Consider the following 23,228-nt stretch of genomic DNA (forward strand, 5'->3'; position numbering starts at 1 on the left):
GGGCGATGAGCAGCGCGACCGCCGGACTCCAGTCACCGGGCGGCTGCGAGTCCAGGTACCGGACCTCGAAGTAGCCGCGCGGCCGGACCGGGGTGAACATGGTGCTGAGGTGGTAGTCGAGATCGTCGGTGGTGGGCACGCCGGGCAGCGCGCCCGCGATCCAGTCGGCGAAGGTGACGTCGCCGGGCACGTCCCAGCTGTCGCCGCCGTGCCGGAAGCAGATCAGCGGCGTGTCCAGCACGCGGCGGGCCCAGCTGGCTGCCGGGTCGTGGCCGGTGTCGCCCGGGCCGCTGCGCACGGGTTCGGCCCCCAGCACCACTCGCGTGCGGGCCGAGGCCCACCCGGTCGAGCGGCCGGCCAGTCCCGGCGAGTTGGCGAACGCCGCCAGCAGCGCCGGACCCAGCGCGTGCAGCGCGTTCCAGCGTGTGGCGACCTGTCCCGCTTCGCCCGTGTCCAGGCACACCTGTAGGCCCGCGGTGCTGCACATCATGGCGACACCGTCGGGCCCGTATCGGTCGAAACGGGAGTTCATCGCCGCGTAGCGAGGGGTGTTCAGGATCCTGCGCGGTGGGCGATAGGGATCGGCGCCGGCCGTGCCCAGTTCCAGACCTTCCGCCGCGAGCAGCCGCTGCAGCTGCGTGATGTCGGCGGAGACGGTGGTGAGCAGGTCGGCTGTTGTCGTCTTGGGCGGAGTGGAGATCTCCACCTGGCCACCGGGCTCGACGGTGACAGGGGAACCACCGCGAAGCGGCAGATTCGGGCTGTCCGGCCGGAGCGTGGCGGGGGCATGGGGCCCCAGGGCTTTCGCTAGGACTTCGGGGTCGAGCGGCTGACATCGGTCCTGCGCGTGGTGCACCGTCCACTCGATCTCGGCGCCGACGTACCTCGGTGGCCCGTGCTTGAAGCAGACCGAGGCCACGTAGGCCTCGGCCCGTTCACGGTCCGGGAGTAAATCGGGCGCCGGATCGGTGGCGGGAGTAACACTGACGGTAGTCACCGTTACCACCCTTCGTGATCGTCGTCGTTCCGACGCTACACGGGGGGTCTGACAATCGCACGGCATCCCAGGTCGGGCAGGTAGGTCGTTCACCTGTTGGTAAGGACTTCCGACCGTCCGTGCCGCCCCGGCTGCCCGAGACGACACGGACCGGCCGGTCAGCGCCTCGACAGCACCATGTGGCTGTGCCGCGGGCGGTAGGTGGTGCTGGCCAGCGGCTCGGGGTCGGGGTGCACCGGCGTGAGGTTCCACGGGCCGAAGAAGGTGGCCACCATGATCATCATCTCGGTGAAGGCGAAGGACTCGCCGATGCACTTGCGGACGCCGGACCCGAAGGGCAGGTAGGCCTGGCGGTGCATGGACCTGGACCGCTCGGGCAGCCAGCGGTCGGGGTCGAAAACGCGAGCATTGTCGAAATTGCGAGGGTCCATGTGCTCGGCGTACGGACTGAACATCACGTCCGCGCCGGCCGGGATCCGCACGCCGGCCAGCTCGACGTCGGTGGTGGCGTAGCGGGACAGGACCCACGCCACGGGATACATGCGCAGCGCCTCCTGCACGACCCGGGCGGTGTACTCCAGCTTGGGCAGGTCCTCGTAGTCGAGCCGGCGGCCGGCCAGCACGAGATCGAGCTCCTCGTGCATGCGATCCCGGATCTCGGGGTGCTGGTGCAGCGCGTAGGCCATCCACAGCATCATCGTCGCGGACGTCTCGGTGCCGGCGACCATCATGCTGCGGATCTCGTCGTGAAGCTGAGTGTCGGTCATGCCGGTGCCGGTGTCGTCCTGGGCCAGCATCATCATCGACATCAGGTCGCCCTGGTCGGCGCCGGTGCGCCGGTACTCGGCGATCACGTTGTCCACCACGCGGTGCAGCTCGCGCAGGGCGGCGTCCTCACGCAGCTTGGGCGGCAGCGGCAGCTTGTGCACGAAGGAGATGGGGATGAAAGCCCGCCGCCCGACGCCGTTGACGATCACCTGCATCACCGCCCGCACCTCGGCCGCGGTGTCGGTGTCGCGCACGCCGGAGAACAGGCACCGGGTCAGCGCGTCCATGGTGGCCACGTTCATCAGGGCGTCGAAGTCCACTGTGGACCCGTCGGTCCACTGCTCGGCGATCTCGGCCGACACGTCCGCCATCACCTCGGTGTAGCGGGCCAGCCGGCTGTGATGGAAGGCCGGGTTCATCAGCGGCCGCGCCCGGCGCGCCTGCTCGCGGTCGCAGCCGACCAAGCCGTTGCCCAGCAAGGTCTTCGACTGCTTGAACAGCGGCCCGCCCTTGTCGAAGCACTGCGACTTGGTGATCAGCAGCTCCTTGCACATGGCCGGCGTGGTGACCAGGTACACGGGGCGCGGCCCCAGGTTGAACCGGACCACGCTGCCGGCGTCGCGCATCTGCTCGACGAACTCCAGCGGCCGGCGTAGAAGGTCCACTGCGTGTCCGAGCAGCGGCAGGCCGCCCGGCAAGACGGTGATCGGCGAGGCTTTGATCGACATCTGCTGTCCTGTCCACTAGACGGCCAGACACCGATGTGATAGCACCGCGCCGCCACGCACACAGCCGTTCAGGGGCAATGGCTGCGCAAAACCCCCGTGTTTGACCACGGGGGCTTGCGTTTCGACTCAGCCTGTACTAGCTGGGGAAATCACTAGGGGAACTTGAGCTTCACGATGACGTTGTCCTTGGAGCTCGGCGTGCCGCCGTTCTTGTCGTCGTTGGTGGAGGTCACCCACAGCCCGCCGTCCGGCGTCTTGACGACGGTGCGCAGCCGGCCCCACCGCCCGGCGAAGATCGCCTGCGGGGTGCTGGTGCCGGTGCCGGCGGAGTTGATCTGCGCCACGTACATGCGCTCGCCGGTCACCGCGGCGACATAGATCCAGTTGTTGACGATCTCGATGGCGCTCGGGCCGCCCGACGAGGTCGACCACGTCTGCTTGGGCGCGATGAAACCGCCGCAGTTGCCCTGCGTGCCCTCGCACGACGGCCAGCCGAAGTTGCCGCCCTTCTGGATCAGGTTCAGCTCGTCCTGGCTGTTCTCGCCGAACTCGGTCTCCCACAGCTGGCCGCGCGAGTCCCAGGCGATGCCCTGCGGGTTGCGGTGCCCCATGCTGTAGACGTACCGCGCGTTGCCGCCCGTGGAGTAGAACGGGTTGTCGGTGGGCGCGGTGCCGTCGGCGTTGAGCCGCAACACCTTTCCGTTCAGGGAGCTCTTGTTCTGCGCGTTGGCGCCGTTCTTGGCGTCGCCGGCGGTGGCGTAGAGCTTGCCGTCCGGGCCGAAGCGCAGCCGGCCGCCGTTGTGGTACCGGTTCTTCTCGATGCCGGTCAGGATCGGCGTCGACGTGGTCGACAGCTTGCCGTCCTGGTAGGTCATCCGCACGATCCGGTTGTCGTTGGCCGCGGTGTGGTCGATGTAGATGAAGTGGTCGTTGGCGAAGTTGGGCGACACGGCCAGGCCGAGCACACCGCCCTCGCCGCTGGTCGTCACGGCGCCGGGAACCTTGCCCAGCACGGTGACCTGGCCGTCGAGGGTGACCCGGTCGATCTCGAACCGGTCGCGCTCGGCCACCAGCGCCGAGCCGTCCGGCAGCCAGTCGATGCCCCACGGCAGGTCGAGCTTGGCGACATCCTTCTCGTAGGTGGGAATGCCGCCCTTGCCGCCGGGCGCGGAGGTGGTGACCGACAAGGCATTGCTCGCCGCGGAGGTGTTGCCGTCGGGGTCGCGCGCGGTCACCGTGAACGTGTATTTGGTGCTGGGGTTGAGATCCGTGACCGTGGTGGTGGTCGAGTTGGTGGTGGCGACCTTGGTGGCGCCCTGGAACACGTCGTAACCCGCGATCACGCCACCGTTGTCGGTGGACGCGTCCCATGCCAGCGCGGCGCTGTCGGCCGTCACGCCCGTGGAACGCAGGTTCTTGGGCGCGGACGGCGGAGTGTGGTCATCGCTCGGCGGCGTCGTGAAGGTGACGACGTTGCTCTGCTGCGAGGCGTTGCCCGCCGCGTCGAACGCGCCGACCGAGATGTCGTAGGACGTGTTCGGGGTCAGGGTGTCCACAGTGGCCGACAGGGTCTTGCCGTCCACGGTCTTGAGCACGTTGCCGCCGCGGTTGACCTCGTAGCGCACCACGCTGGTGTCGTCGGAGGCGGCGCCCCAGGCGAAGTGCGCGGTGGTCGGCGTGAGATCGCTGACCACCAGGTTGGTCGGCGGGGTCGGCGGCGTGGTGTCGACGTTGTTCGGCGTCACCGTCACGTTGTCGAGGTTGGGGCCGCCGTTGGCGGTGGTCGCCGTGGCCCGGACCTTGTTGCTGCCGGCCTTGAGGTTGACGGTGGTGGTGGCCACCTGCCACGTCGTCCAGCTGCCGGTGGTCGGGAAGCCCAGGTTGCTGACCGCCGCGGTGCCGTTGACGGTCACGTCCATCGGGCGGTTGTCGGGGGCGTCGAAGGCGTAGCGGAAGTCCAGGCGGGCGCTGCCGGCCGCCGGCGCGTTCACCGTGAACTCGACGTAACCGCCGACGGTGTTTGTGTAGTCGACAAAACCTGTTCCGGTGTAACCGGTGTGATTGTTCGCGACGGTCGCTTGAGAAATCGTCGCGTTCTCTGCTTCATAGACCGTGCCGGCCTTGGGCGCGGCCAGCGCAGTGGGCACGGCGACGGCCAACGCGACGACCGCGGACAGGCCGCAGGCGAGCGCCAGCTTCAGGCGGGATGGGGGTGCCACGATTCCTCCCACAGCAGGGGTACGGGGGTGGCGGCGGAACGGTCAGGAAAATCCTTGTCCGTAAGGGGGATCACACCATTTGTCGGTTCGGGTGTCAATACGTGAAAGCGCTTGCTTTCATTCGCCACTGAAATCATAGGATGTTTCATCGGTTACGTTCTGTATGCAATCCGTACGTACGGATTGCAATTGCCGCCCCCGCGCTGCGACGATGGCCGAATGCCCCGCGTCAGCCAGGACCACCTCGAGGCCCGCCGCCGCCAGATCCTCGACGGCGCGCGCGCCTGCTTCGCCCGCCATGGCTACGAGGGCGCCACGGTACGGCGGTTGGAAGAGGCTACCGGACTCTCGCGCGGCGCGATCTTCCATCACTTCCGTGACAAGGAGTCGCTGTTCCTCGCCCTGGCCGAGGACGACGCCCTGCGCATGGCCGAGGTGGTGGCCGAGCAGGGCCTGGTGCAGGTGATGCGCGACCTGTTGGCCGGGCGCAAGGACGGGGACGACGACGAGCACCCGGCCGACTGGCTGGGCACCCGCCTGGAGGTCTCCCGCCGCCTGCGCACCGACCCCGACTTCCGCGCCCGCTGGGCCGAGCGCTCCGAGCAGCTGACCAAGGCCACCCAGGACCGCCTCCGCCGCCAGCGCGAGGCCGGCAACCTGCGCGACGACGTGGCGGTCGAGGTGCTGTCCGACTTCCTGGAGCTGGTGCTGGAGGGCCTCGTCTCCCACCTGGCGATGGGCCTGCCGGCCGACGACCTCGGCCCCGTGCTCGACCTCGTCGAGGAGACCGTCCGCCGGCACCGCCGCAGCGACTGCTGACAACGCCCCTCAGATCGTGTACGCGATCCAGTCGGCCACGAAACCGGTGGCCGAGGGCATGTTGTCGGCGCGGCTCACCCTGGAGCAGCTGGCCGAGTACCCCCGGGTGAGCGTGGTGGTGTTGCCGCAACAGGTGATGGTGATCGACCGGCGGCTGGCCGAGCTCGGCGTGACCCAGCGCAGCGGTCTGCGGGTGCCGTACTTCGAGGCGGCGTTCACCGCCCTTCCGGGCACCCTGTTGATCGCGCTGGTGCCGCGGCGGCTGGTGGACATCCCTCGATGCGGCGACACGGTGCGGCTGATCGAGGTGCCGGAGGAGCTGGCCGTGCCCTTCCCGTACGGCATGCTCTGGCACCCGCGGCTCAACTCCGACCCGGCGCACCTGTGGGTGCGGTCCCTGGTCGCCGAGGTGGCGTCCGAGCTCAGACCCTGAACACCTTGAGGTTGCCCAGTTTCACCGTGCCGGTGAGGCGGATGCGCGGGCCGCCGTTGCCGTCCTGCTCGCCGTAGACCGCGCGCTTGCCCATGATCGCGGCGCCTTCGTCGATCACGGTGGCGTCGTCGGCGACCATCAGCTGGACCTTGCCGCAGAAGGCGTCCACCTGCACCTCGATGTCCGCGCCGGGCGGCACGGAGACGAGGTTGAGCACCACCGCGCCGAACAGCGAGCGGGCGTGGATGCGGCGGCTGACGTCGGGCACGCGGACGATCTTGCTGAGCACCGCCGAGACCTCGGTGGCGCCGTCGGGCAGCGGGACCACCTCGGCCGCGCCCAGGTCCGACAACAGCGGCCGCAGGTCGCCCGTGACGCGCGCGGCGTACACGGCCTCGACCCGCTCGGCATGTTCCGGCCAGGTCAGGCGGCCGTCGGCGACGGCCCGGTTGAGCAGTTCGACCGCGCGCTCGCGTTCGTCATTGGACAACCGCAGCGACACCACCGGCCGTGCCGGCTCGGGCAGCGACATGATGAACACCCCCTATCTCTTAGTGGCCAAGATTCTCATCCTCAGGGCACGCGTGGTCAAGGCGGTGGTACAAAGGCGGCCACGCGGTGAGGAGAACACCATGTCCGACAGGCAACTCGCGGCCGGGATCGCGATTGGCAAGGTCGTCCTGGGCTGGTTCCGGCTGCTGGACGATCCCGGCGCCGTGCTGATCCGTCCGTCCCAGGCCATCGATCCGTATCCGCACTACGAGCGCATCCGCGCGCGGGGCAAGGTCGTGCCCAGCAAGCTCGGCATGCTGCTGGTGTCCGACCACGAGCTGTGCAGCGCCGTGCTGCGCGACCCGGCCTTCGGTGTCGCGCCCAACAAGGAGATCGGCCAGCCCGATCCCGGCCTCAACGGGTTGGTGAACCCGTTGGAGGACTCGTTCATCTTCCGCAACCCGCCCGAGCACGGCCGGTTGCGGCGCGTGGTGTCCCCGCTGTTCACGCCGCGGGCCATGCAGGAGCGGCAGGGCCGCGTCGAGGCCATCGTGGACGAGTTCCTCGACCAGCTGGCCGGCCGCGAGGAGTTCGACCTGGTCGACGAGTTCGCGTCCCGGGTGCCCATCAAGATCATCTGCGACCTGCTGGGCGTGCCCGACACCGCGCACCGGCGGATGACCGCCTGGGGCACCACGCTTGCCGCCTCCATCGACGGCATGGGCAGCATGGCCCAGGTGCGTGAGCTCCGGTCCACACTGCGGGAGCTCAACGACTTCCTGGCCGAGCGCATCAAGCTGCGTCGTGCGGAGCCGAACGACGACGTGATCGGCCACATGTTGGCCGAAGGCGGCCTCACCGACTTCGAGCTACTGGCCAGCTCCGGCCTGCTGCTGGCCGCCGGCTTCGAGACCACCGTCAACCTCATCGGCAACGGCGTGCTGGCCCTGTTGGCGAATCCCTCGGCCCGCCAACGACTCGTCGACGATCCGTCCGCCGCCGACAACATCGTCGAGGAGATCCTCCGCCTCGATCCCCCGATCCAGTACACCGCACGGCTTCCCCTCGCAGGCGCCAAGCTCGCCGGCCGGGATGTCCCCGCCGGCAAGGTCATCGTGCTGCTCACCGCCGCCGCCAACCGCGACCCCGCCGTCTTCCCCGATCCCCACCGTTTCGACCCCGACCGCCCCAACGCCCGTGAGCACCTGACCTTCTCGTCCGGTGTCCACTACTGCCTCGGCGCCGGCCTCGCCCGCATGGAAGGCGCCATCGCCCTCCGGGCCCTCTTCCGCCGCTTCCCCGACCTCCGCCTCTCCGGCGCCGTCCAGCGCCGCGCCAGCCGTGCCGTCCGTGGTCCCCTGCATCTGCCCGTTCGGGTCACTTCCCGCCAACCAGCCGCGATCGCCTGACCACTAACCGTCAATGGAGACCCGCATCACCCACCCGTTCGGGTCATGACGTTCCGCTTTTCCCCAAACTTCAGGCACTCTGGAACCAGCAGCCCTTCGATCCGCCGCCCCGCCGCCGTGGCGGATCGAAGGGCTGCTGCTCGTTGCGCCACTGTCCACTCCGGACTCCACCGCCCACGGCATCGACGATTTCGACGCCTGCCGCCCGCTTTCCGGTAACGCCGGAGCCGTTGCCCGCGAAGTCCGGGCGTGCCCGAGCAGGAGTCGCGCCCCACGGTGGCCGAGCTGGAGCAGGAGTTCGACGACGCCATGGCCTCGGCCGAGTTCCGCCGCTTCCGTGAGAAGGAAGCCGAGATCCGGTCGGCCTTCCTGACCCGCCGCCCCGCACTGTCGGACTCCCTGAACGACGCCATCATGGTGCTGGCGGAGCATCGCCGCCGGCTGGACGCAAATTCATGGTCGCTCAGGAACGTCATCGCCACGGCCATACGACCGCTCCGTTTTCCCACTTTCTACGGCCCATGGCCATGGGTGACCGGACTCGTGATAATCACCATCCTGATTGGCGCCACGTTTCCGACATTATCGATCTGGCACCTGTTGATCGGCAGCGGTCTCGCCTTACTTATGGTTACATCAGCCTGGTCGATCACCGAAGGCGTCCCCACAATTGAGCAGCGCCGCCTGGAAACCAAGGAAGAATTCAGGGTTGCCGAGGCCTCGTATTCGGCTCAGCTGACCCACATGGCCCGCGGGACACTGCGCCGATGCGTCACCGACGTCTACCGACCGACCGGCGTGCTCGTCTTCCCGATGACGGCGCCGACCCTGGTGGAACTGTCGAGCGGCAAGATCTCGTCCTCACGAACGCATGACGAGGTCGTCGACTTCATACGAAACCACGAAACGTCAGCGATCGGAATCGCAGGCCCACGCGGCGCCGGCAAGTCCACTCTCATGGAGGCGGTCCGAAACACCGAGGACGTGGTCACCCATCATGTGCTGCTCACCGCGCCGGTGAAGTACGACCCGGTGGACTTCACTCGCCAGCTGTTCGCGCAGGTGGCGGAGGAGATCGCGAGGAAGTCCGGCTACAGCCCGGAGAGGGAACAGGAGGCACGAGACCGCCGGTTCCGCACGCAGCGGGCCATGCGTGACGCGCTGACCCTGGGATTGTTCCTGATGCTCGCCTGCGTGGTCTTTCTCTGGGCGATCAGCCACAACGACACGTGGGCCTGGGAATGGCAAACCGTCCTCGGGTTGGCCGCCACCGGCCTGCTGGTCCTGGTCGTCATCACACCGATGGCATCGATCCTTCTGTTCGGCGCTCGGTCGTCACGGACGCGGTACACGTACCTTGATGTCCAGAAATCGGCCCAACTGGCGATGGAGGCGCTTGACGATCTGACCTGGAGCCGAGAAGAGGGCAAGAAGGAATCCAGCTCCATAAAGCTGCTGAGCGGACTGCTCACACTCGGAGGCGAGGACAATGTCACACGCAAGCGCCGGGAACGCTCACAGCCTGAGCTCGTCACCAAATTCAGGGACATGCTGACGCAGTTCTCCCGCGACCGGACCGACCCAACCACGCAGCGGTTCGTTGTGTTCATCGACGAGCTGGACAAGCTGGCCCGGGTGGACGACCTCACGGAGGCAGTGAATGGCATCAAGGATTTGATGCATATACCGGGGGTGCACTTCGTTGTCTCGGTGTCGGTGGATGCGCTGGTGCAGTTCGAGCAGCGGGGAATGGCCGCCAGGGACGCCTTTGACTCGACGTTTGACACGGTGTTCAGGATGCGGGGCCTGACGCTGGCGGAGTCGAGGGACATCCTGGAGGGGAGGGTGGCGAACTTTCCGACGGTGCTGACGCACGGGTGCCACGTGTGGTCGGGAGGGCTGGCGAGGGATCTGCTGAGGACGGCCCGGCGGTGCGTGGAGATTCATCGGCGGGACGGGAATGTCGCGCAGATCATGAGGACCGCCGTCACGGAGGATCTGCTGGCGCTGATCGACAACGCGCTGAGGGCGGCGGACGCGCCGCTGGATCACCTGTGCGAGCTGAGGCAGGCGGTGTTGACGGTGGCGGAGGGGAATGCGGACCCACGGCGACGGATTCCGGGGCCGGCGGAGAACAGCAACCAGGTGGCCTATGTGGTCGCGGTGGGACTGGCGCTGCTGAGCTGTTTTCACGGGTGGGCGCCGGACGACAACCGGTGGGAGCGGCCACCGAAGTGGGATGACTGCATGGAGGCGTTGGCGGCAGCCATGTCGGCGAGGGCGGATCCGCCGGTGATCAGGGATCGGGCGCTACGCAAGGCCAAGGCGCTGGTGCAGGCGACGATGTGACCAGGGGCCGGCGTGATGCAGGGAAGGACGCCTTACCCGCGGTCAACGAGGGTAAGGCGTCCTTCCCTGCATGAAGAAGATCAGTCCACGCCCTGCATCTTGCGGGAGATGGACGGGGCCAGGAAGAGCAGGCCGACGGCGAGCACGACGGTGACGCCGCCGACGATGCCGAAGTACGGGATCTCCGTCTGCGGCGTGGCGAAGGGCACGATCTGGGCGCTGATGCCCTGGGCGGCGGCGTCGGACAGGAACCAGAGGCTGAGCATCTGGGCGCCGAAAGCCTTGGGGGCCAAGCGGGTCGTGGCCGAGAGGCCGACCGGGGACAGGCACAGCTCGCCGAGGATGACGATGAAGAAGCTGCCGACCAGCCAGAACGGGCTGACCTTGGCGTCGGGGCCGTAGAGCGCGGCGGGCAGGATCATGAGCAGGTAGGACAGGCCGGCCAGGCCGAGGCCGAGGGAGAACTTCACGGGAGTGGACGGCTGGCGGCTGCCGAGCTTGGTCCACAGCAGCGCGAACAGCGGCGCGAACACGACGATGAAGCCGGGGTTGAGCGTCTGGAACCATGAGGCCAGCAGCGGCAGCCCGGCGACGTGCAGGTCGGTGCGGTTGTCGGCGTAGTCGGCCAGCACGACCGAGCCCTGCTCCTCGATCATCCAGAAGAACAGCGAGGCGATGAACAGCGGGATGTAGGCGATCACCCGCGACCGCTCCACCGAGCTGACCTGCTTGCTGCGGATCATCGTGTAGAAGTACAGCGCGGGCAGGATGAGGCCGAGCGCGCTGATCACGTTGATCACGAGCGTGACGGTGAACAGCCCGGCCACCGCGATGATCACGAAGGCGGCGGCGACGATCACGGCGCCGATGGCGATGCGGCCGAAGACCTTGCCGCGCTCCTCGGGGGACAGCGGGTTGCTGGGCGCGTCGCCGACGGCGGCCAGGCGCTTGCGGCCGAAGATGTAGATCACCAGGGCCAGGAACATGCCGATGGCGGCCACGGAGAAGCCGAGGTGGTAGCTGATCTTCTGGCCGAGCGTGCCGACCAGCAGCGGCGCGACCACGGCGCCGAGGTTGGTGCTCATGTAGAAGATCGAGAAGCCGGCGTCGCGGCGGCGGTCCTTCTCGTCGTAGAGGCCGCCGACCATGTTGGAGATGTTGGGCTTGAGCAGGCCGGTTCCGACGGTGATCAGCAGCATCGACACGTACAGCGCGCCGACGCCCGAGGGGAACGACAGCGCGATGTGCCCGCACATGATCAGCACGCCGCCGTACAGCACGGCCCGGCGCGAGCCGAGGATGCGGTCGGCCAGCCAGCCGCCCAGCACGCCCGACATGAACACGCTGGCCCCGTAGATCGACATCAGGCTCTTGGCCAGTGTCGGATCGAGGCCGAGTCCGCCGTCGCTGAGCTTGCTGTACATGAAGAACAGCAGGATCGCGCGCATCCCGTAGTAGGAGACACGTTCCCAGAACTCGGTGAAGAACAGCGGCCCGAGAGCGGCAGGATGCCCGAAGAAGCCCTTTTGGGGCGGCTTCGCGCTCTCAACGGTGGCGCTCAACCGACTACCTCCCGTGGTGCACTCACAGTGAATACGACGTTCACTCAACGTCGTGTGGCGCACCCTAGCGTGAGGCGCGGAAGCCCGGTTGCCACCCCGTCAGCTTCTGGCCGAACGCCGAGGTCAGAGCGACGCCGACGATCACGAGGCCGGCCGCGGCGATGGAGAGTCCGGACATTTTCTCGTGCAGAACCAGCGCCGACGACGACATTCCGAACACGGGCACGAGCAGAGAGTAAGGAGCAACGACCGTTGCGCCGTAGCGACGAATGAGCATCCCCCACAGGCCGTAACCGACGAGCGTCGACAGCCACGCGACGTACCCCAGCGAGAACAGCGCCGAGACGGTCAGGTGGGACAGCGCCGCCAGATCCTGCTCGGGGCCTTCGACCAGCAGCGACAGCCCCACCATGGGCAGCGGCGGCACGACGCTGACCCACACCATGAACTTGAACGCGTCGGGCGGCGCGGCCTTGCGGGTGGCGACGTTGCCCAGCGCCCAGCTCACCGCGCCCGCCAGCACCAGCACGAACGCCAGGATCGGGCTGGCCTGCCCGTAGTCGACGGCGACCAGGGCGATGCCGGCCAGCGCGATCACCATGCCCACGACCTGCCGACGCCCCGGCCGCTCCCCCAGCAGCAGCGCCGCGAACACCATGGTGAACACGGCCTGCGTCTGGATCACGAGCGACGACAGCCCGGCCGGCATGCCCAGGTGGATGGCCAGGAACAGCAGTCCGAACTGGAAGGCGCCGATCGCCGTGCCCACGGCGAGCACCCAGCGCCACCGCACCTGCGGCCGTCCGATGAACAACACCGCGGGCAGGGCCGCGGCGGCGAAGCGCAGTGCGGTGAACAGGAACGGCGGGAACGACTCCAGGCCGATGTCGATGACCACGAAGTTGACGCCCCAGATGAGGGCGACCAGGACCGCCGCGAGCAGGTGACGAGGGTGCATGGCGCCAGGATCGGCGGCCGGTCAGTTAAGCACCAGCAAATAGTTCTTCACGGTTCGCGGTAGCATCGCTACATGATTGACCTGGCTCGGCTGCGGGCCCTGCACGCGATCGCCGTCTACGGCTCGGTGAACGGGGCGGCGGAGGCGCTGGGCTACACGCCGTCGGCGATCTCGCAGCAGCTGAACAAGCTGGAGCGGGAGACGCAAACCACACTGCTGGAGCGCCGCGGCCGCGGGGTCGTGCTGACCGACGCGGCCCAGGCGCTGGCCGACACCGCGGCCGAGGTGCTCAAGCTGGTCGAGCAGGCGGAGATCCAGCTGGAGGAGCAGCGCGGCAAACCGGTCGGCAGCGTGGCGCTGGGCGCGTTCGCGACGGGCTGCCGCGGCCTGCTGCCGTCGGTGGTGTCGGAGCTGATGGTCGAGCACCCGGCGCTGGACGTGACCGTGGTGGAGATCGACCCGCCGGGAGCGGTGACGGCCGTGCACCGCGGCGAGCTCGACGTGGCCGTGGTGCACGACTGGCAGATCGCCCCGCTGGCCATGCCGGACGACCTGGCCCGCGAGGTGATCGGCGAGGACGTGGCCGATCTCCTGGTCCCGGCCGATCATCGGCTGGCCGGGCGAAAGGCCGTCACCGCCGAGGATCTGGTGCACGAGCGGTGGCTGTGCCAGCCGCCCGGATCGATCTGCCACGACTGGCTGGTGGCCACCGTGCGCTCGACCGGCCACGAGCCGTGGGTGTCCTACGTGGTCCCCGAGTACCAGAGCCAGCTGGAGTTCCTGCGCGCCGGCATCGGGATCGCGCTGATGCCCCGGCTCGGCCGCGCGCCGCTGCCGGACAATGTGGTCGCGGTGACGCTGGAGCCGGTGCCGAGGCGCCGGCTGTTCACGGTGTGGCGGGAGCGCACGAGTCGTCGGCCGGCGATCAAGGCGACCGCGGACGCGCTCAGGCGTGTGACAACCCGGGTCCTCGACGCGACGAGCCGGGCCCGCTGACACGTCGGCGGCACAGGTCACCGGTACTGTCCCAGTTCAGTTGGCGAAGGGAGTGGGCCTGTGCCCGGACGGCAGATCACGCTCGCCGAGGTGGCCCGGCACGCCGGGGTGTCACTGGCCACGGCGTCCAGGGTGATCAACGGCAGCGATCGGCAGGTCAGCGACCCGCTGCGGGACAGGGTGATGGCCAGCGCCGACTCGCTGGGCTACCTGCCCAACGCCTCGGCGCAGGCCTTGGCCCGCAACAGCAGCTCCCTGGTCGGCCTGGTGGTGCACGACATCTCCGACCCGTACTTCTCCAGCATCGCCGCCGGTGTCACCAGAGTGGCCGAGGACGCGGGCCTGGTCGTGGTGCTGGGCACGACCGCGCGCAGCCCGGACCGGGAGCGGGAACTGCTGGCCACGCTGCGCGGGCATCGCGCCAAGGCGGTGGTGATGGTCGGCAGCCGGTCCACCAAGCGTTCCGTCACGGCCAAGCTGGCAGAGGAGATCGCCGCCTTCACCGAGCAGGGCGGCCGGGTGGCCTGCGTGTCGCAGGCCAAGCTGCCGGTGGACACCGTGGTGCCGAGCAACCGGGCCGGGGCCAAGGCGCTCGCGGTGGCGCTGGCCGAGCTCGGGCACCGCAAGTTCGCGGTGCTGGGCGGGCCGCCGGAGCTGCTGACCAGCCGCGACCGGGTCGCGGGTTTCAAGGCGGGGCTGGCCGATTCCGGCGTCGAGCTGCCCGATCAGTCCATTCGGTACGGTGAGTTCACGCGCGACGGCGGCTACGACACGGTGACCGAGATGCTGGCCGAGAGCACCGACGCCACGTGCGTGTTCGCCGTGAACGACGTGATGGCGCTGGGCGCGATGGCGGCGATGCGGGCGGCCGGGGTGCGGGTGCCCGACGACATCTCGGTGGCCGGCTTCGACGACATCCCGACGCTGCGCGACGTCTCCCCCACGCTGACCACGGTTCGGCTGCCGCTGGAGGAGATGGGCGCGCGGGCGGCGCACATGGCCCTGAGCGACCACGACGGCGACCCGCGCACGGAGCGGATCGCGGCGGAGGTCGTGCTGCGAGAGAGCACCCGCAAGATTTGATCCTGCTGCGGACTTCCACCCAGTCGGTGGCCATCGCCGACAACCGGATCGTCGCCGTCGGGCCGGATGCCGAGGAATTGGGCATCACCGACGTCGTCGACCTGGGCGACGGCCTGCTGCTGCCGTCGTTCGGCGACGGGCACGCGCATCCGGTGCTCGGCGGGCTGGAGCGGCAGGGGCCGTCGATCACCGATCAGTCCACTGTGGACGATATTGTCGCCGAGGTTGCCCGGTGGGCGACGGAAAATCCCGGCGACGGCTGGATCCTGGCCGCGAGCTACGACCCGGCCCTGGCCCCGGACGGCGCCTTCGACGCGCGGTGGCTGGACGCCGCCGTGCCGGACCGGCCGGTGGCGCTGCGGTCCCGCGACTACCACGCCGTGTGGTGCAACAGCCTTGCCCTGCAACGGGCCGGCATCACCCGCGACACACCGGATCCGCGGCTGGGTCGGATTCTCCGACGCGCCGACGGCAGCCCGCTGGGCACGCTGCTGGAGTGGCACGCCTGCGATCTCGTGCTGGACCTGATCCCGGCCCGCGAACCGGACGATCTCGTTGCGGCGTTGGAAGAAGCCGGCCGCGTGTATGCGGCAGTGGGCGTGACGTGGGTGCAGGACGCGTGGGTCGAGCCGGCGATGGTGGACGCCTATCTCCTTGCCGTGGAACGGGAATGTCTGACGTTCCGCGCGGATCTGGCCCAGCGGGCCGATCCCGACCGTTGGCGGGAACAGATCTCGGCCTTCGACCGGCAGCGAGAGCGGTGCCAGCGCTACGGCCGGGACCTGGTCACCGCCCGCACCGTGAAGTTCTTCGCCGACGGGGTGATCGAGACCGGCACGGCGTCGATGCTCGAACCGTACGCGGATGTACCGCAGTCGCACGGAATGCCGGTGTGGTCGCCGTCGGAGCTGGCCGCCGCGGTCACGGCGTTCGACGGCGAACGGTTCCAGATCCACGTGCACGCCATCGGCGACGCCGCCGTCCGGGCCGCCCTGGACGCCATCGAACAGGCACGGGCCGCCAATCCGGACTGGGACCGCCGGCCGGTGATCGCCCACGTGCAGGTGGCGGATCCGGCGGACGTGCCCCGGTTCGCGGAGCTGGGCGTGATCGCCACCGTGCAGCCGCAGTGGGCCCAGAGCGATCCCCTGATGACCGAGCTCACCATCCCCCGCCTCGGCCCGGCGCGCGCCGACCGGCAGTACCCGTTCGCGACGCTGGCCCGCCTCGGCGCGCGGCTGGCGTTCGGCAGCGACTGGCCGGTCAGCCCGGCCGATCCGCTCGAAGGCCTGCGGATCGCCACGAGACGGGAGTGGCTGCCGGGCGAGCGGTTGGACGTCGCGCAAGCGTTCGCCGCGCAGACCACGGGCGTGGCGTGGCAGGCGCAGGCCGAGCACACGTGGGGCGAGATCGCCGTCGGCCGCCGCGCTGACCTGGTGTGCCTGAATGGTGACCCACAGCACACGTCGCTCGAAGAAATCCTGGTGACAGGGACGTGGTTGTCCGGCCGACGCATATACGCAGCCCTTACACTGGCAGCTGACGTGTCACGTTGTTCACCATCTGAGGAGTGACTGTTTCCGTGCCTGACGCGCGGTCACCTGGCCACAGTAGTGAGCCGGGGGAAAGCCCCGGCTGCGATACGACCCCGGTCACGGACGTGAGTCCCCGATGACCGGATACCTTTTCGCCGTCCTCTGCCTGCTCGCGGTCCTGGTGCTGACCGCGGCCAACGCGCTGTTCGTCACGGCGGAGTTCTCCCTGACCACCCTGGAACGCAGCCAGGTGGACACGGCCGTCGCCCAACTCGGCGACGCGCGCTCCCGCGCCGTGCAGAAGGCGCACCGCACGCTGTCGTTCCAGCTTTCCGGCGCCCAGCTGGGCATCACGCTGGCGACCCTGGTCACCGGCGCGCTGGCCGAGCCGGCGCTGGCCGACCTGATCGAGGCGCCGCTGACGGCGATCGGCATCCCGCCCGGCGGGGCCGAGGCCGTTGGCGCGGCATTGGCGCTGCTGCTGGCGTCCGCGCTGTCGGTGGTGCTGGGCGAGCTCGTGCCGAAGAACCTGGCGATCGCCCGTCCGATGCAGACCGCCCGCGCGGTGGCCGGCTTCCAGTACGCGTTCTCACGGGCGTGCAAGGCCCCGATCACCGTGCTCAACGGCACCGCGAACTGGATCGTGCGGCGCTTCGGCGTGGAACCGGCCGAGGAGCTGCGATCCGCGCGGTCGCCGCAGGAGCTGGGCTCGCTGGTCCGTTCCAGCGCCGCGCACGGCACCCTCGACCAGGGCACCGCAACGCTGCTGGACCGCTCGCTGCGGTTCGGCGACCGCACGGCCGACGAGCTGATGACGCCCCGCGTGCAGGTCGAGGCCCTGCGCGGCGACGACACCGTGCTCGACCTGGTCAACGCCGCGCTGCGCACCGGCTTCTCGCGTTTCCTGGTGCACGACGGCGATCTCGACGACGTTCGCGGTGTCGTGCACGTGAAGCAGGTCTTCGGCGTGCCGGCCGCGCAGCGCGCGACCACGCCCCTGTCGGCGCTGATCCGGCCCGTGCCGACGGTGCCGGAGAGCCTGGAGGCCGACGCGCTGCTGGAGCGGCTGGGCTCCGGGCTGCAGATCGCCATCGTGGTCGACGAGTACGGCGGCACCGCCGGCATCGTGACCATGGAGGACCTGGTCGAGGAGATCATCGGCGACGTCCGCGACGAGCACGACCGGCGCGAGGTGGCGCCGGTGCGGCCGCTGGGCAGGGACAGCTGGATGGTGTCCGGGCTGCTGCGGGAGGACGAGGTGGCCGAGGCCACCGGCTTCCGCATGCCCGACGGCGACTACGAGACCCTGGCTGGCCTGGTGCTGACCCGGCTCGGCGAGATCCCCGAGGTGGGCGACGAACTGCGTGTGGACGGCTGGCGGATCACGGTGATGGCGATGGACCGGCACCGCATCGCGGAGCTGCGGGTGGCCAAGGTCGGCGAAGTGCCCGCGACGATCCCGAGCGAGGTGACGGCGTGAACGACGTCCTCGCGCTGTTGCTGACCATCCTTTTGTTGCTGGGCAACGGCTTCTTCGTCGGCGCTGAGTTCGCGATCATCACGGCCCGCCGCGACCGGCTGGAGGAGCTGGCCCGGCTGGGGCAGCAGCGGGCCCGCACGGTGATCCGCGCCGGGCACCAGCTGCCGCTGCTGATCGCCGGCGCGCAGCTGGGCGTGACGGTGTGCTCGCTGGCGCTGGGCGCGCTGGCCGAGCCGGCCATTGCCGGTCTGCTGGAGGAGCCGCTGGCCCCGCTGGGCGTGCCGCCGACGCTGGTGCACGGCATCTCCTTCGTGGTGGCGCTGGCCCTGGTGTCGTTCTGCCACACGGTGATCGGCGAGATGGTGCCGAAGAACCTGACGCTGGCCGGCCCGGAGCGGGCGGCGCTGTGGCTGGTGCCGGTGCACTTCGCCTTCTGCCGGCTGACCCGGCCGCTGCTCAACGCGTTCACGGTGATGTCGCAGGCGGTGCTGCGGCTGATCAAGGTCGAGCCGAAGGACGAGCTGGAGGGCGCCTACACGCCCGACGAGCTGGCGTCGCTGCTGGGCGAGTCCCGGCAGGAGGGCCTGCTGGACGAGCCGGAGCACCGGCGGCTGGCCAAGACCCTGTCCTCGGCCGCCCGCACCGTCAACGACGTGCTGGTGCCGCTGGACCGGCTGACCACCGTGCCGGCGGAGCCGACCGTCGGCGACGTGGCGGCGGCGGTGGCCGCGACCGGCTTCTCCCGCTTCCCGCTGCTGGCCGCCGACCGACGGCTGGCCGGCTACCTGCACGTCAAGGACGTGCTGGACCTGGCCGATCAGCCGCCGTCGACGCCGGTGCCGCGCAACCGGGTCCGTGGCCTGCCGGAACTGCCGGCCGACGCCCGGCTGGACGACGCGCTGGCCGCGCTGCGGCGGGCCCAGAGCCATCTGGCCCGGGCCGTCGACGCCGACGGCCAGCAGCTGGGCGTGGTGGCCCTGGAGGACCTGGTCGAGGAGTACGTCGGCACGGTCCGGGACGGGACCCACGTGGGCGGAAAGTGACCCAGGGTGTCCCGGTACCCTCGATCGGGCACCGTGTTCTTCGCGCGTAGGGCAGAATCTGCGCTTTCATGACGCTGATGTCACACCCAGTGAGTCAACTTGACCCCTTGGGGAGTGACACCTGGCGCTCGGAGAGGGACGTGATGGCTCGACACCGCGCACTGGTGACGAGGGTGCGGCGGCGCCTGGCCAAGTGGCCGGTCGCGATCACCGGCCTGGTGGTGCTGATCCTGCTGGGCTGGCTGGCGTGGACCTGGCTGGGCGGCGTGCTGGAGCGGCGCGCCGCCGCCGAGGCCAACGGCTGCACCAACGGCGACGTGGTGCTGCGGGTGGCCGTCACACCGAGCATCGCGCAGCCGGTGCGGGACGCGGCCCAGCGCTGGACCGAGACGCACCCGGTCATCGACGACTCGTGCGTCCGGCTCCAGGTGCAGTCGGTGGAGTCGCAGACCGTGCTGACCGGGCTGACCACCAAGTGGAACACCGACAAGCTCGGCGAGCAGCCGGCGGCCTGGCTGCCGGACTCCATGCTGTGGGCCAACCGGCTGACCGCGCAGAACAACTCCATCGTCAGCACCCAGCCGCAGTCGGTGGCCACCAGCCCGGTCGTGCTGGCCACCCAGCAGTCCGGCGCGGACGCGCTGGCCAGCGGCAATCTGGTGCAGTGGACCGACCTGCCGGGGCTGACGTCGGCGCCCAACGGCTGGTCCGGCTACGGCAAGCCGCAGTGGGGCAAGTTCCGGCTCGCGGTGCCGGATCCGGCCACCAACCCGGCCAGCGCGCTGGCCGTCCAGTCGGCGCTGGCCGGCGCCACGGCCAACGGCACCGGCCCGGTGACCACGGACATGCTGGCCCAGCCAGGCGTCAAGGACACCATCGCCAAGCTGGCCAACTCCCGGGCCTCCGGCGCGCCGGCCGACACCCTGGACGCGCTGGACGGCCTGGCCAAGGCGGCCGACATCGGCACCGCCAGCTACGGCGCCGTCCCCGTGACCGAGGTCGACCTCTACCGGCGCAACCTCGGCAAGGACGGCGCGCCCAAGCCGGCGACGCCGCTGTACGAGGTGGCGATGGGCGGCGCGAGCCCGGCCGCCGACTTCCCGTTCGTCACGCTGTCGGGCAGCTGGGTCAGCCAGACCCAGAACAAGGCGGCGCAACAGTTCCGGGACTTCGTGCGGCAAGGCCCGCAGCAGAAGCTGTTCGCCACCGCCGGGTTGCGGGTCGCGGCGACGCCGGACCATCCGACCGACGCCACCGGCATGCGCTGGCCGGCGATCTCGCAGACCCTCGTCCCGGCCGACGCCACCACCACCCAGGACATCTCGGCCAGCTGGACGGCCGCGGCCCTGGGCAACGAGGTGCTGTCGGTGCTGGTGGACACCTCGCCGGCGATGGGGGCCGACGGCGTGAAGGCCGTGCGCAACGCCCTGACGGGCGAGGTCAACCGGACGGTGTCCGGCTCGATGGGGCTGTGGGCCTACGCCGCGGGCCTGGACGGGAACAAGCCGTACAAGCAGCTCGTGCCGGTGGTGCGGATCGACCAGGGCGTCGACCAGCTGCACGCCGGCATCGACAAGCTCACCCCCGGCAACGGCAGCCAGCTGTACGCCAGCATTCTCGCCGTCTACCAGTCGGTGCTGGCCAACTACCAGGACGGCAAGCACAACCGGGTCGTCGTGGTCGTGGCCGGGAAGAACGACGGCGGGCTCACGGTCGACCAGCTGCGGACCCAGCTCGGCCAGCTCAAGGACGGCAAGCGGCCGGTCTCCGTCAACATCATCGCCGTGGGCGGGAACGTGGACCACGACCAGCTCAGCGGCATCGCCCAGGACACCGGCGGCAGCCTCGCGTCGGTGCAGAACGGCAGCGGCGTGGACGCCGCGCTGGCCCAGCTGCTCTCGACCACCGGATGAGTTCTGCCAATGCGGCCACATGCCGGTCGCATTGGCCCTAAGCTGGCCGACGCCGCTGCCAATCCCCCCTGGTGGCCGGCGACAAGCTGGAGCCCTTGCCTACCCCCCGGACAGGGGCTCCAGCTCCTTCAGCTCAGCCCTTCAGGAACTCGTCGCGGGCCACGATGCCGATATCGGCCGTGTCGGTGAAGAAGCCGTCGATGCCGGCCCGCAGGTACGTCTCGATCTCGCCGAACAGGTTGCCGTAGGCCGTCGGGTCGGCCGACGAGCGGAAGTCCGCCGGCAGGAACACGTTCTCCGGCCGGAACGTGTACGGGTGCACCTTCAGGCGGGCCGCGTGCGCGTCCTTGACGAACGACGTCTGCCGGCCCAGATGGCCCGTGGCGTCCCACGGGATGATCTCGTTCTTGTCCGGGCCGACGCCCTGCGCGTAGGTCGCGATCTCCCGCATGCCGGCGGCCGAGGTGATGTCCGCGTACGTGCGCTTGTCGCCGGCCACCGTGAAGTCGTACGGCCGGCCCTCGACCGCGGTCAGCTGGATCAGCGGCACCCGCAGCTGGCGGTGCAGCCACTTGAGGTTGGACACCTCGAACGACTGCACGTACACCTTGGCGCCCGGGCGGTTGAGGCCGTTGCGGTTGAGCGCGTCCACCAGCTTCTGGTCGGTGGGCAGGCCTTCGGCCTTGAAGAAGGTGGGGTGCTTGGTCTCCGGGTAGATGCCGATGTCCCGGTGCAGCTCCTTGTCCAGGCGCTTCACCAGGTCGATGACCTCCTGGAAGGTCGGGATCTGGTAGCGGCCGTCGTAGACGGTGTTGCGCTGCCGCACCTGGGGCAGGCGCTCCACCGCGCGCAGCGTCTTCAACTCGGCCAGCGTGAAGTCGGTGGTGAACCAGCCCGTCAGCGGGACGCCGTCGAGCATCTTGGTGGTCTTGCGGCTGGCGAACTCCGGGTGCTGAGCCACATCCGTGGTGCCGCCGATCTCCGGCTCGTGCCGGGCCACCAGCACACCGTCCTTGGTGGACACCAGGTCGGGCTCGACGTAGTCGGCGCCCATGCGCGCCGCCAGCTCGTAGGAGGCCAGCGTGTGCTCGGGCCGGTAGCCCGACGCGCCGCGGTGGCCGATCACCGTCGGTCCGTACGAAGCGCCGTACTCCGGCGACTGGGGCACGGCATTGGCGGCGGGAATGGCGGTGATGGCGACCGCCGCGGCCGCGGCCAGCACGATCCCGGCGATCCGGGTTCTGCTCATGGAGGCTCCTGACATCGTGGACCGATCGGGCAGCGTCACCCGAGTCCCTCGGTGCGAAATCGGCGCCAACCTACCCACAGGCGCCGCTCAACGACAGGTAAAGCCCCCGCGTCGGGCCCCGCGTGCAGCGTTTCCGCGCCGCGCGGGAGATCACCCCCCACTGCCAGTGACCCCCGTCACACCGAACTATATGGACACAGTGTCTCCATGGGTGATTATATGTACACAACGTCCACAAAACTACCGAGGAGCGGACACCATGAGCGAGAGCCAGATCGTCGTCGTCACCGGGGCATCGAGCGGGTTCGGCTGGATGAGCGCCCACCGGCTGGCCGACGCCGGCCACACCGTGTACGCCGGCATGCGGGCCACCGCCGGCCGCAACGCCGACAAAGTCACCCAGATCCAGCAGTACTCGAAGGACAACGACGTCAACCTGCGGGCGGTCGAGATGGACGTGGCCGACCAGGCCTCCGTCGACGCCGCGGTGGCGCGGGTCATCGAGGAAGAGGGCCGCATCGACGTCCTGTTCCACAACGTCGGCCACATGGTGCTGGGGCCGTCCGAGGCCTTCACCCCGGAGCAGCTGGCCGAGCTGTACGAGTCCAACGTGCTCGGCTCGCAGCGCGTCAACCGCGCCGTCCTGCCGCACATGCGCGCCGCCCACCACGGCCTGGTCGTCTGGAACAGCAGCAGCAGCTCGGCCCGCGCCGGCACGCCGCCCTACCTGGGCCCGTACTTCGCGGCCAAGGCGGCCATGGACTCGCTGGCCCTGAGCTACGCGGTCGAGCTGGCCCGGTTCGGCATCGAGACCTCGCTGATCGTGCCCGGCGCTTTCACCGGCGGCACCAACCACTTCGCCAACTCGGGCCGGCCGGCCGACACGGGTGTGGTCGAGGCGTACGAGGAGTTCTACTCGGGCCTGACCGCGCAGATCACGGCCAAGCTCAACGAGCTGGAGCCGGCCGACGCCGACCCGTCCGAGGTGGCCAGGGCCGTGGTCCGCGTGGTCGACACCCCGTACGGCAAGCGCCCGCTGCGCACCCACATCGACCCGTCGCAGGACGGCGCCGAGGTCGTCAACGGGGTGGCCGACCGGCTGCGCTCGGACTTCTACGAGCGGATCGGCCTGGCCGACCTGCTGCGCCCGCGGACCGTGTAATCCCGGCCACAAACGGCGGATGACAACGTTGTC

The 23,228-nt window shown here is 69.6% G+C and carries 18 protein-coding genes; 11 read left to right on the forward strand and 7 right to left on the reverse strand.

What is annotated here, in order from left to right:
- The 3 genes from KUTG_RS09380 to KUTG_RS09390 form a co-directional block, all read right to left on the reverse strand.
- Positions 1-997 (reverse strand): glutamate-cysteine ligase family protein (locus KUTG_RS09380; RefSeq protein ID WP_369794444.1); only part of this gene is annotated, 997 nt, incomplete at its 3' end.
- A 158-nt stretch (positions 998-1,155) separates the two neighbouring features.
- Complete coding sequence (locus KUTG_RS09385; protein ID WP_043716387.1) at positions 1,156-2,493, reverse strand: cytochrome P450; 1,338 nt, start codon at positions 2,491-2,493, stop codon at positions 1,156-1,158.
- A 152-nt stretch (positions 2,494-2,645) separates the two neighbouring features.
- On the reverse strand, positions 2,646-4,712 hold the full coding sequence (locus KUTG_RS09390) for a PQQ-dependent sugar dehydrogenase (RefSeq protein ID WP_232240726.1): 2,067 nt from the start codon (positions 4,710-4,712) through the stop codon (positions 2,646-2,648).
- Between the two features lie 219 nt (positions 4,713-4,931).
- On the opposite strand from KUTG_RS09390, the gene KUTG_RS09395 reads away from it, so the two are divergent.
- Positions 4,932-5,531 carry a TetR/AcrR family transcriptional regulator gene (locus KUTG_RS09395; RefSeq protein ID WP_043716388.1) on the forward strand — a complete coding sequence of 200 codons (600 nt, stop codon included), beginning with the start codon at positions 4,932-4,934 and terminating at the stop codon, positions 5,529-5,531.
- Positions 5,532-5,547: 16 nt separating this feature from the next.
- Positions 5,548-5,964: a LysR substrate-binding domain-containing protein gene (locus tag KUTG_RS09400; protein WP_052394261.1), complete on the forward strand. Its 417-nt coding sequence runs from the start codon at positions 5,548-5,550 to the stop codon at positions 5,962-5,964.
- Here KUTG_RS09400 and KUTG_RS09405 read toward each other — a convergent pair.
- Positions 5,954-6,496 carry a DUF1707 SHOCT-like domain-containing protein gene (locus KUTG_RS09405; RefSeq protein ID WP_043728760.1) on the reverse strand — a complete coding sequence of 181 codons (543 nt, stop codon included), beginning with the start codon at positions 6,494-6,496 and terminating at the stop codon, positions 5,954-5,956. The genes KUTG_RS09400 and KUTG_RS09405 overlap by 11 nt on opposite strands.
- Positions 6,497-6,596: 100 nt before the next feature.
- Here KUTG_RS09405 and KUTG_RS09410 point away from each other — a divergent pair, with 100 nt between their 5' ends.
- The gene (locus KUTG_RS09410) at positions 6,597-7,865 is read left to right on the forward strand and encodes a cytochrome P450 (RefSeq protein WP_063753699.1); all 1,269 of its coding nucleotides are present in this window, start codon (positions 6,597-6,599) and stop codon (positions 7,863-7,865) included.
- A gap of 249 nt (positions 7,866-8,114) precedes the next feature.
- Positions 8,115-10,214, forward strand: coding sequence for a P-loop NTPase fold protein (locus tag KUTG_RS09415; RefSeq protein ID WP_043716389.1), 2,100 nt, complete (start codon positions 8,115-8,117; stop codon positions 10,212-10,214).
- Positions 10,215-10,294: 80 nt separating this feature from the next.
- On the opposite strand, the gene KUTG_RS09420 is transcribed toward KUTG_RS09415, so the two are convergent.
- Both KUTG_RS09420 and KUTG_RS09425 read right to left on the reverse strand, forming a co-directional pair.
- Positions 10,295-11,776: a peptide MFS transporter gene (locus tag KUTG_RS09420; RefSeq protein ID WP_043716390.1), complete on the reverse strand. Its 1,482-nt coding sequence runs from the start codon at positions 11,774-11,776 to the stop codon at positions 10,295-10,297.
- A 64-nt stretch (positions 11,777-11,840) separates the two neighbouring features.
- Positions 11,841-12,734, reverse strand: coding sequence for an EamA family transporter (locus tag KUTG_RS09425; RefSeq protein WP_052394263.1), 894 nt, complete (start codon positions 12,732-12,734; stop codon positions 11,841-11,843).
- 72 nt (positions 12,735-12,806) lie between these two features.
- On the opposite strand from KUTG_RS09425, the gene KUTG_RS09430 reads away from it, so the two are divergent.
- The 6 genes from KUTG_RS09430 to KUTG_RS09455 all read left to right on the forward strand — a co-directional run bounded on the left by KUTG_RS09430 (position 12,807) and on the right by KUTG_RS09455 (position 20,784).
- Positions 12,807-13,730 carry a LysR family transcriptional regulator gene (locus KUTG_RS09430; protein ID WP_043716391.1) on the forward strand — a complete coding sequence of 308 codons (924 nt, stop codon included), beginning with the start codon at positions 12,807-12,809 and terminating at the stop codon, positions 13,728-13,730.
- 60 nt (positions 13,731-13,790) lie between these two features.
- Complete coding sequence (locus KUTG_RS09435) at positions 13,791-14,813, forward strand: LacI family DNA-binding transcriptional regulator (RefSeq protein WP_043716392.1); 1,023 nt, start codon at positions 13,791-13,793, stop codon at positions 14,811-14,813.
- Positions 14,810-16,387, forward strand: coding sequence for an amidohydrolase (locus tag KUTG_RS09440; RefSeq protein WP_052394264.1), 1,578 nt, complete (start codon positions 14,810-14,812; stop codon positions 16,385-16,387). Before KUTG_RS09435 ends, KUTG_RS09440 begins: the two co-directional genes overlap by 4 nt.
- Positions 16,388-16,484: 97 nt before the next feature.
- Positions 16,485-17,828: a hemolysin family protein gene (locus KUTG_RS09445; protein ID WP_043716393.1), complete on the forward strand. Its 1,344-nt coding sequence runs from the start codon at positions 16,485-16,487 to the stop codon at positions 17,826-17,828.
- A complete protein-coding gene (locus tag KUTG_RS09450; protein WP_043716394.1) occupies positions 17,825-18,871 on the forward strand; it encodes a hemolysin family protein in 1,047 nt (348 codons plus the stop codon). Before KUTG_RS09445 ends, KUTG_RS09450 begins: the two co-directional genes overlap by 4 nt.
- A 164-nt stretch (positions 18,872-19,035) precedes the next feature.
- Positions 19,036-20,784, forward strand: coding sequence for a substrate-binding domain-containing protein (locus tag KUTG_RS09455; protein ID WP_232240727.1), 1,749 nt, complete (start codon positions 19,036-19,038; stop codon positions 20,782-20,784).
- 133 nt (positions 20,785-20,917) lie between these two features.
- Here the strand turns inward: KUTG_RS09455 and KUTG_RS09460 are convergent, their stop codons facing one another.
- The gene (locus tag KUTG_RS09460) at positions 20,918-22,033 is read right to left on the reverse strand and encodes a glycerophosphodiester phosphodiesterase (RefSeq protein ID WP_043716395.1); all 1,116 of its coding nucleotides are present in this window, start codon (positions 22,031-22,033) and stop codon (positions 20,918-20,920) included.
- A 259-nt stretch (positions 22,034-22,292) separates the two neighbouring features.
- Here KUTG_RS09460 and KUTG_RS09465 point away from each other — a divergent pair, with 259 nt between their 5' ends.
- Positions 22,293-23,195, forward strand: a complete 903-nt coding sequence (locus tag KUTG_RS09465) for an SDR family oxidoreductase (RefSeq protein WP_043716396.1) — start codon at positions 22,293-22,295, stop codon at positions 23,193-23,195.
- Positions 23,196-23,228: the final 33 nt, after the last annotated feature.

Source organism: Kutzneria sp. 744 (genome assembly GCF_000568255.1).
Lineage (GTDB): Bacteria > Actinomycetota > Actinomycetes > Mycobacteriales > Pseudonocardiaceae > Kutzneria.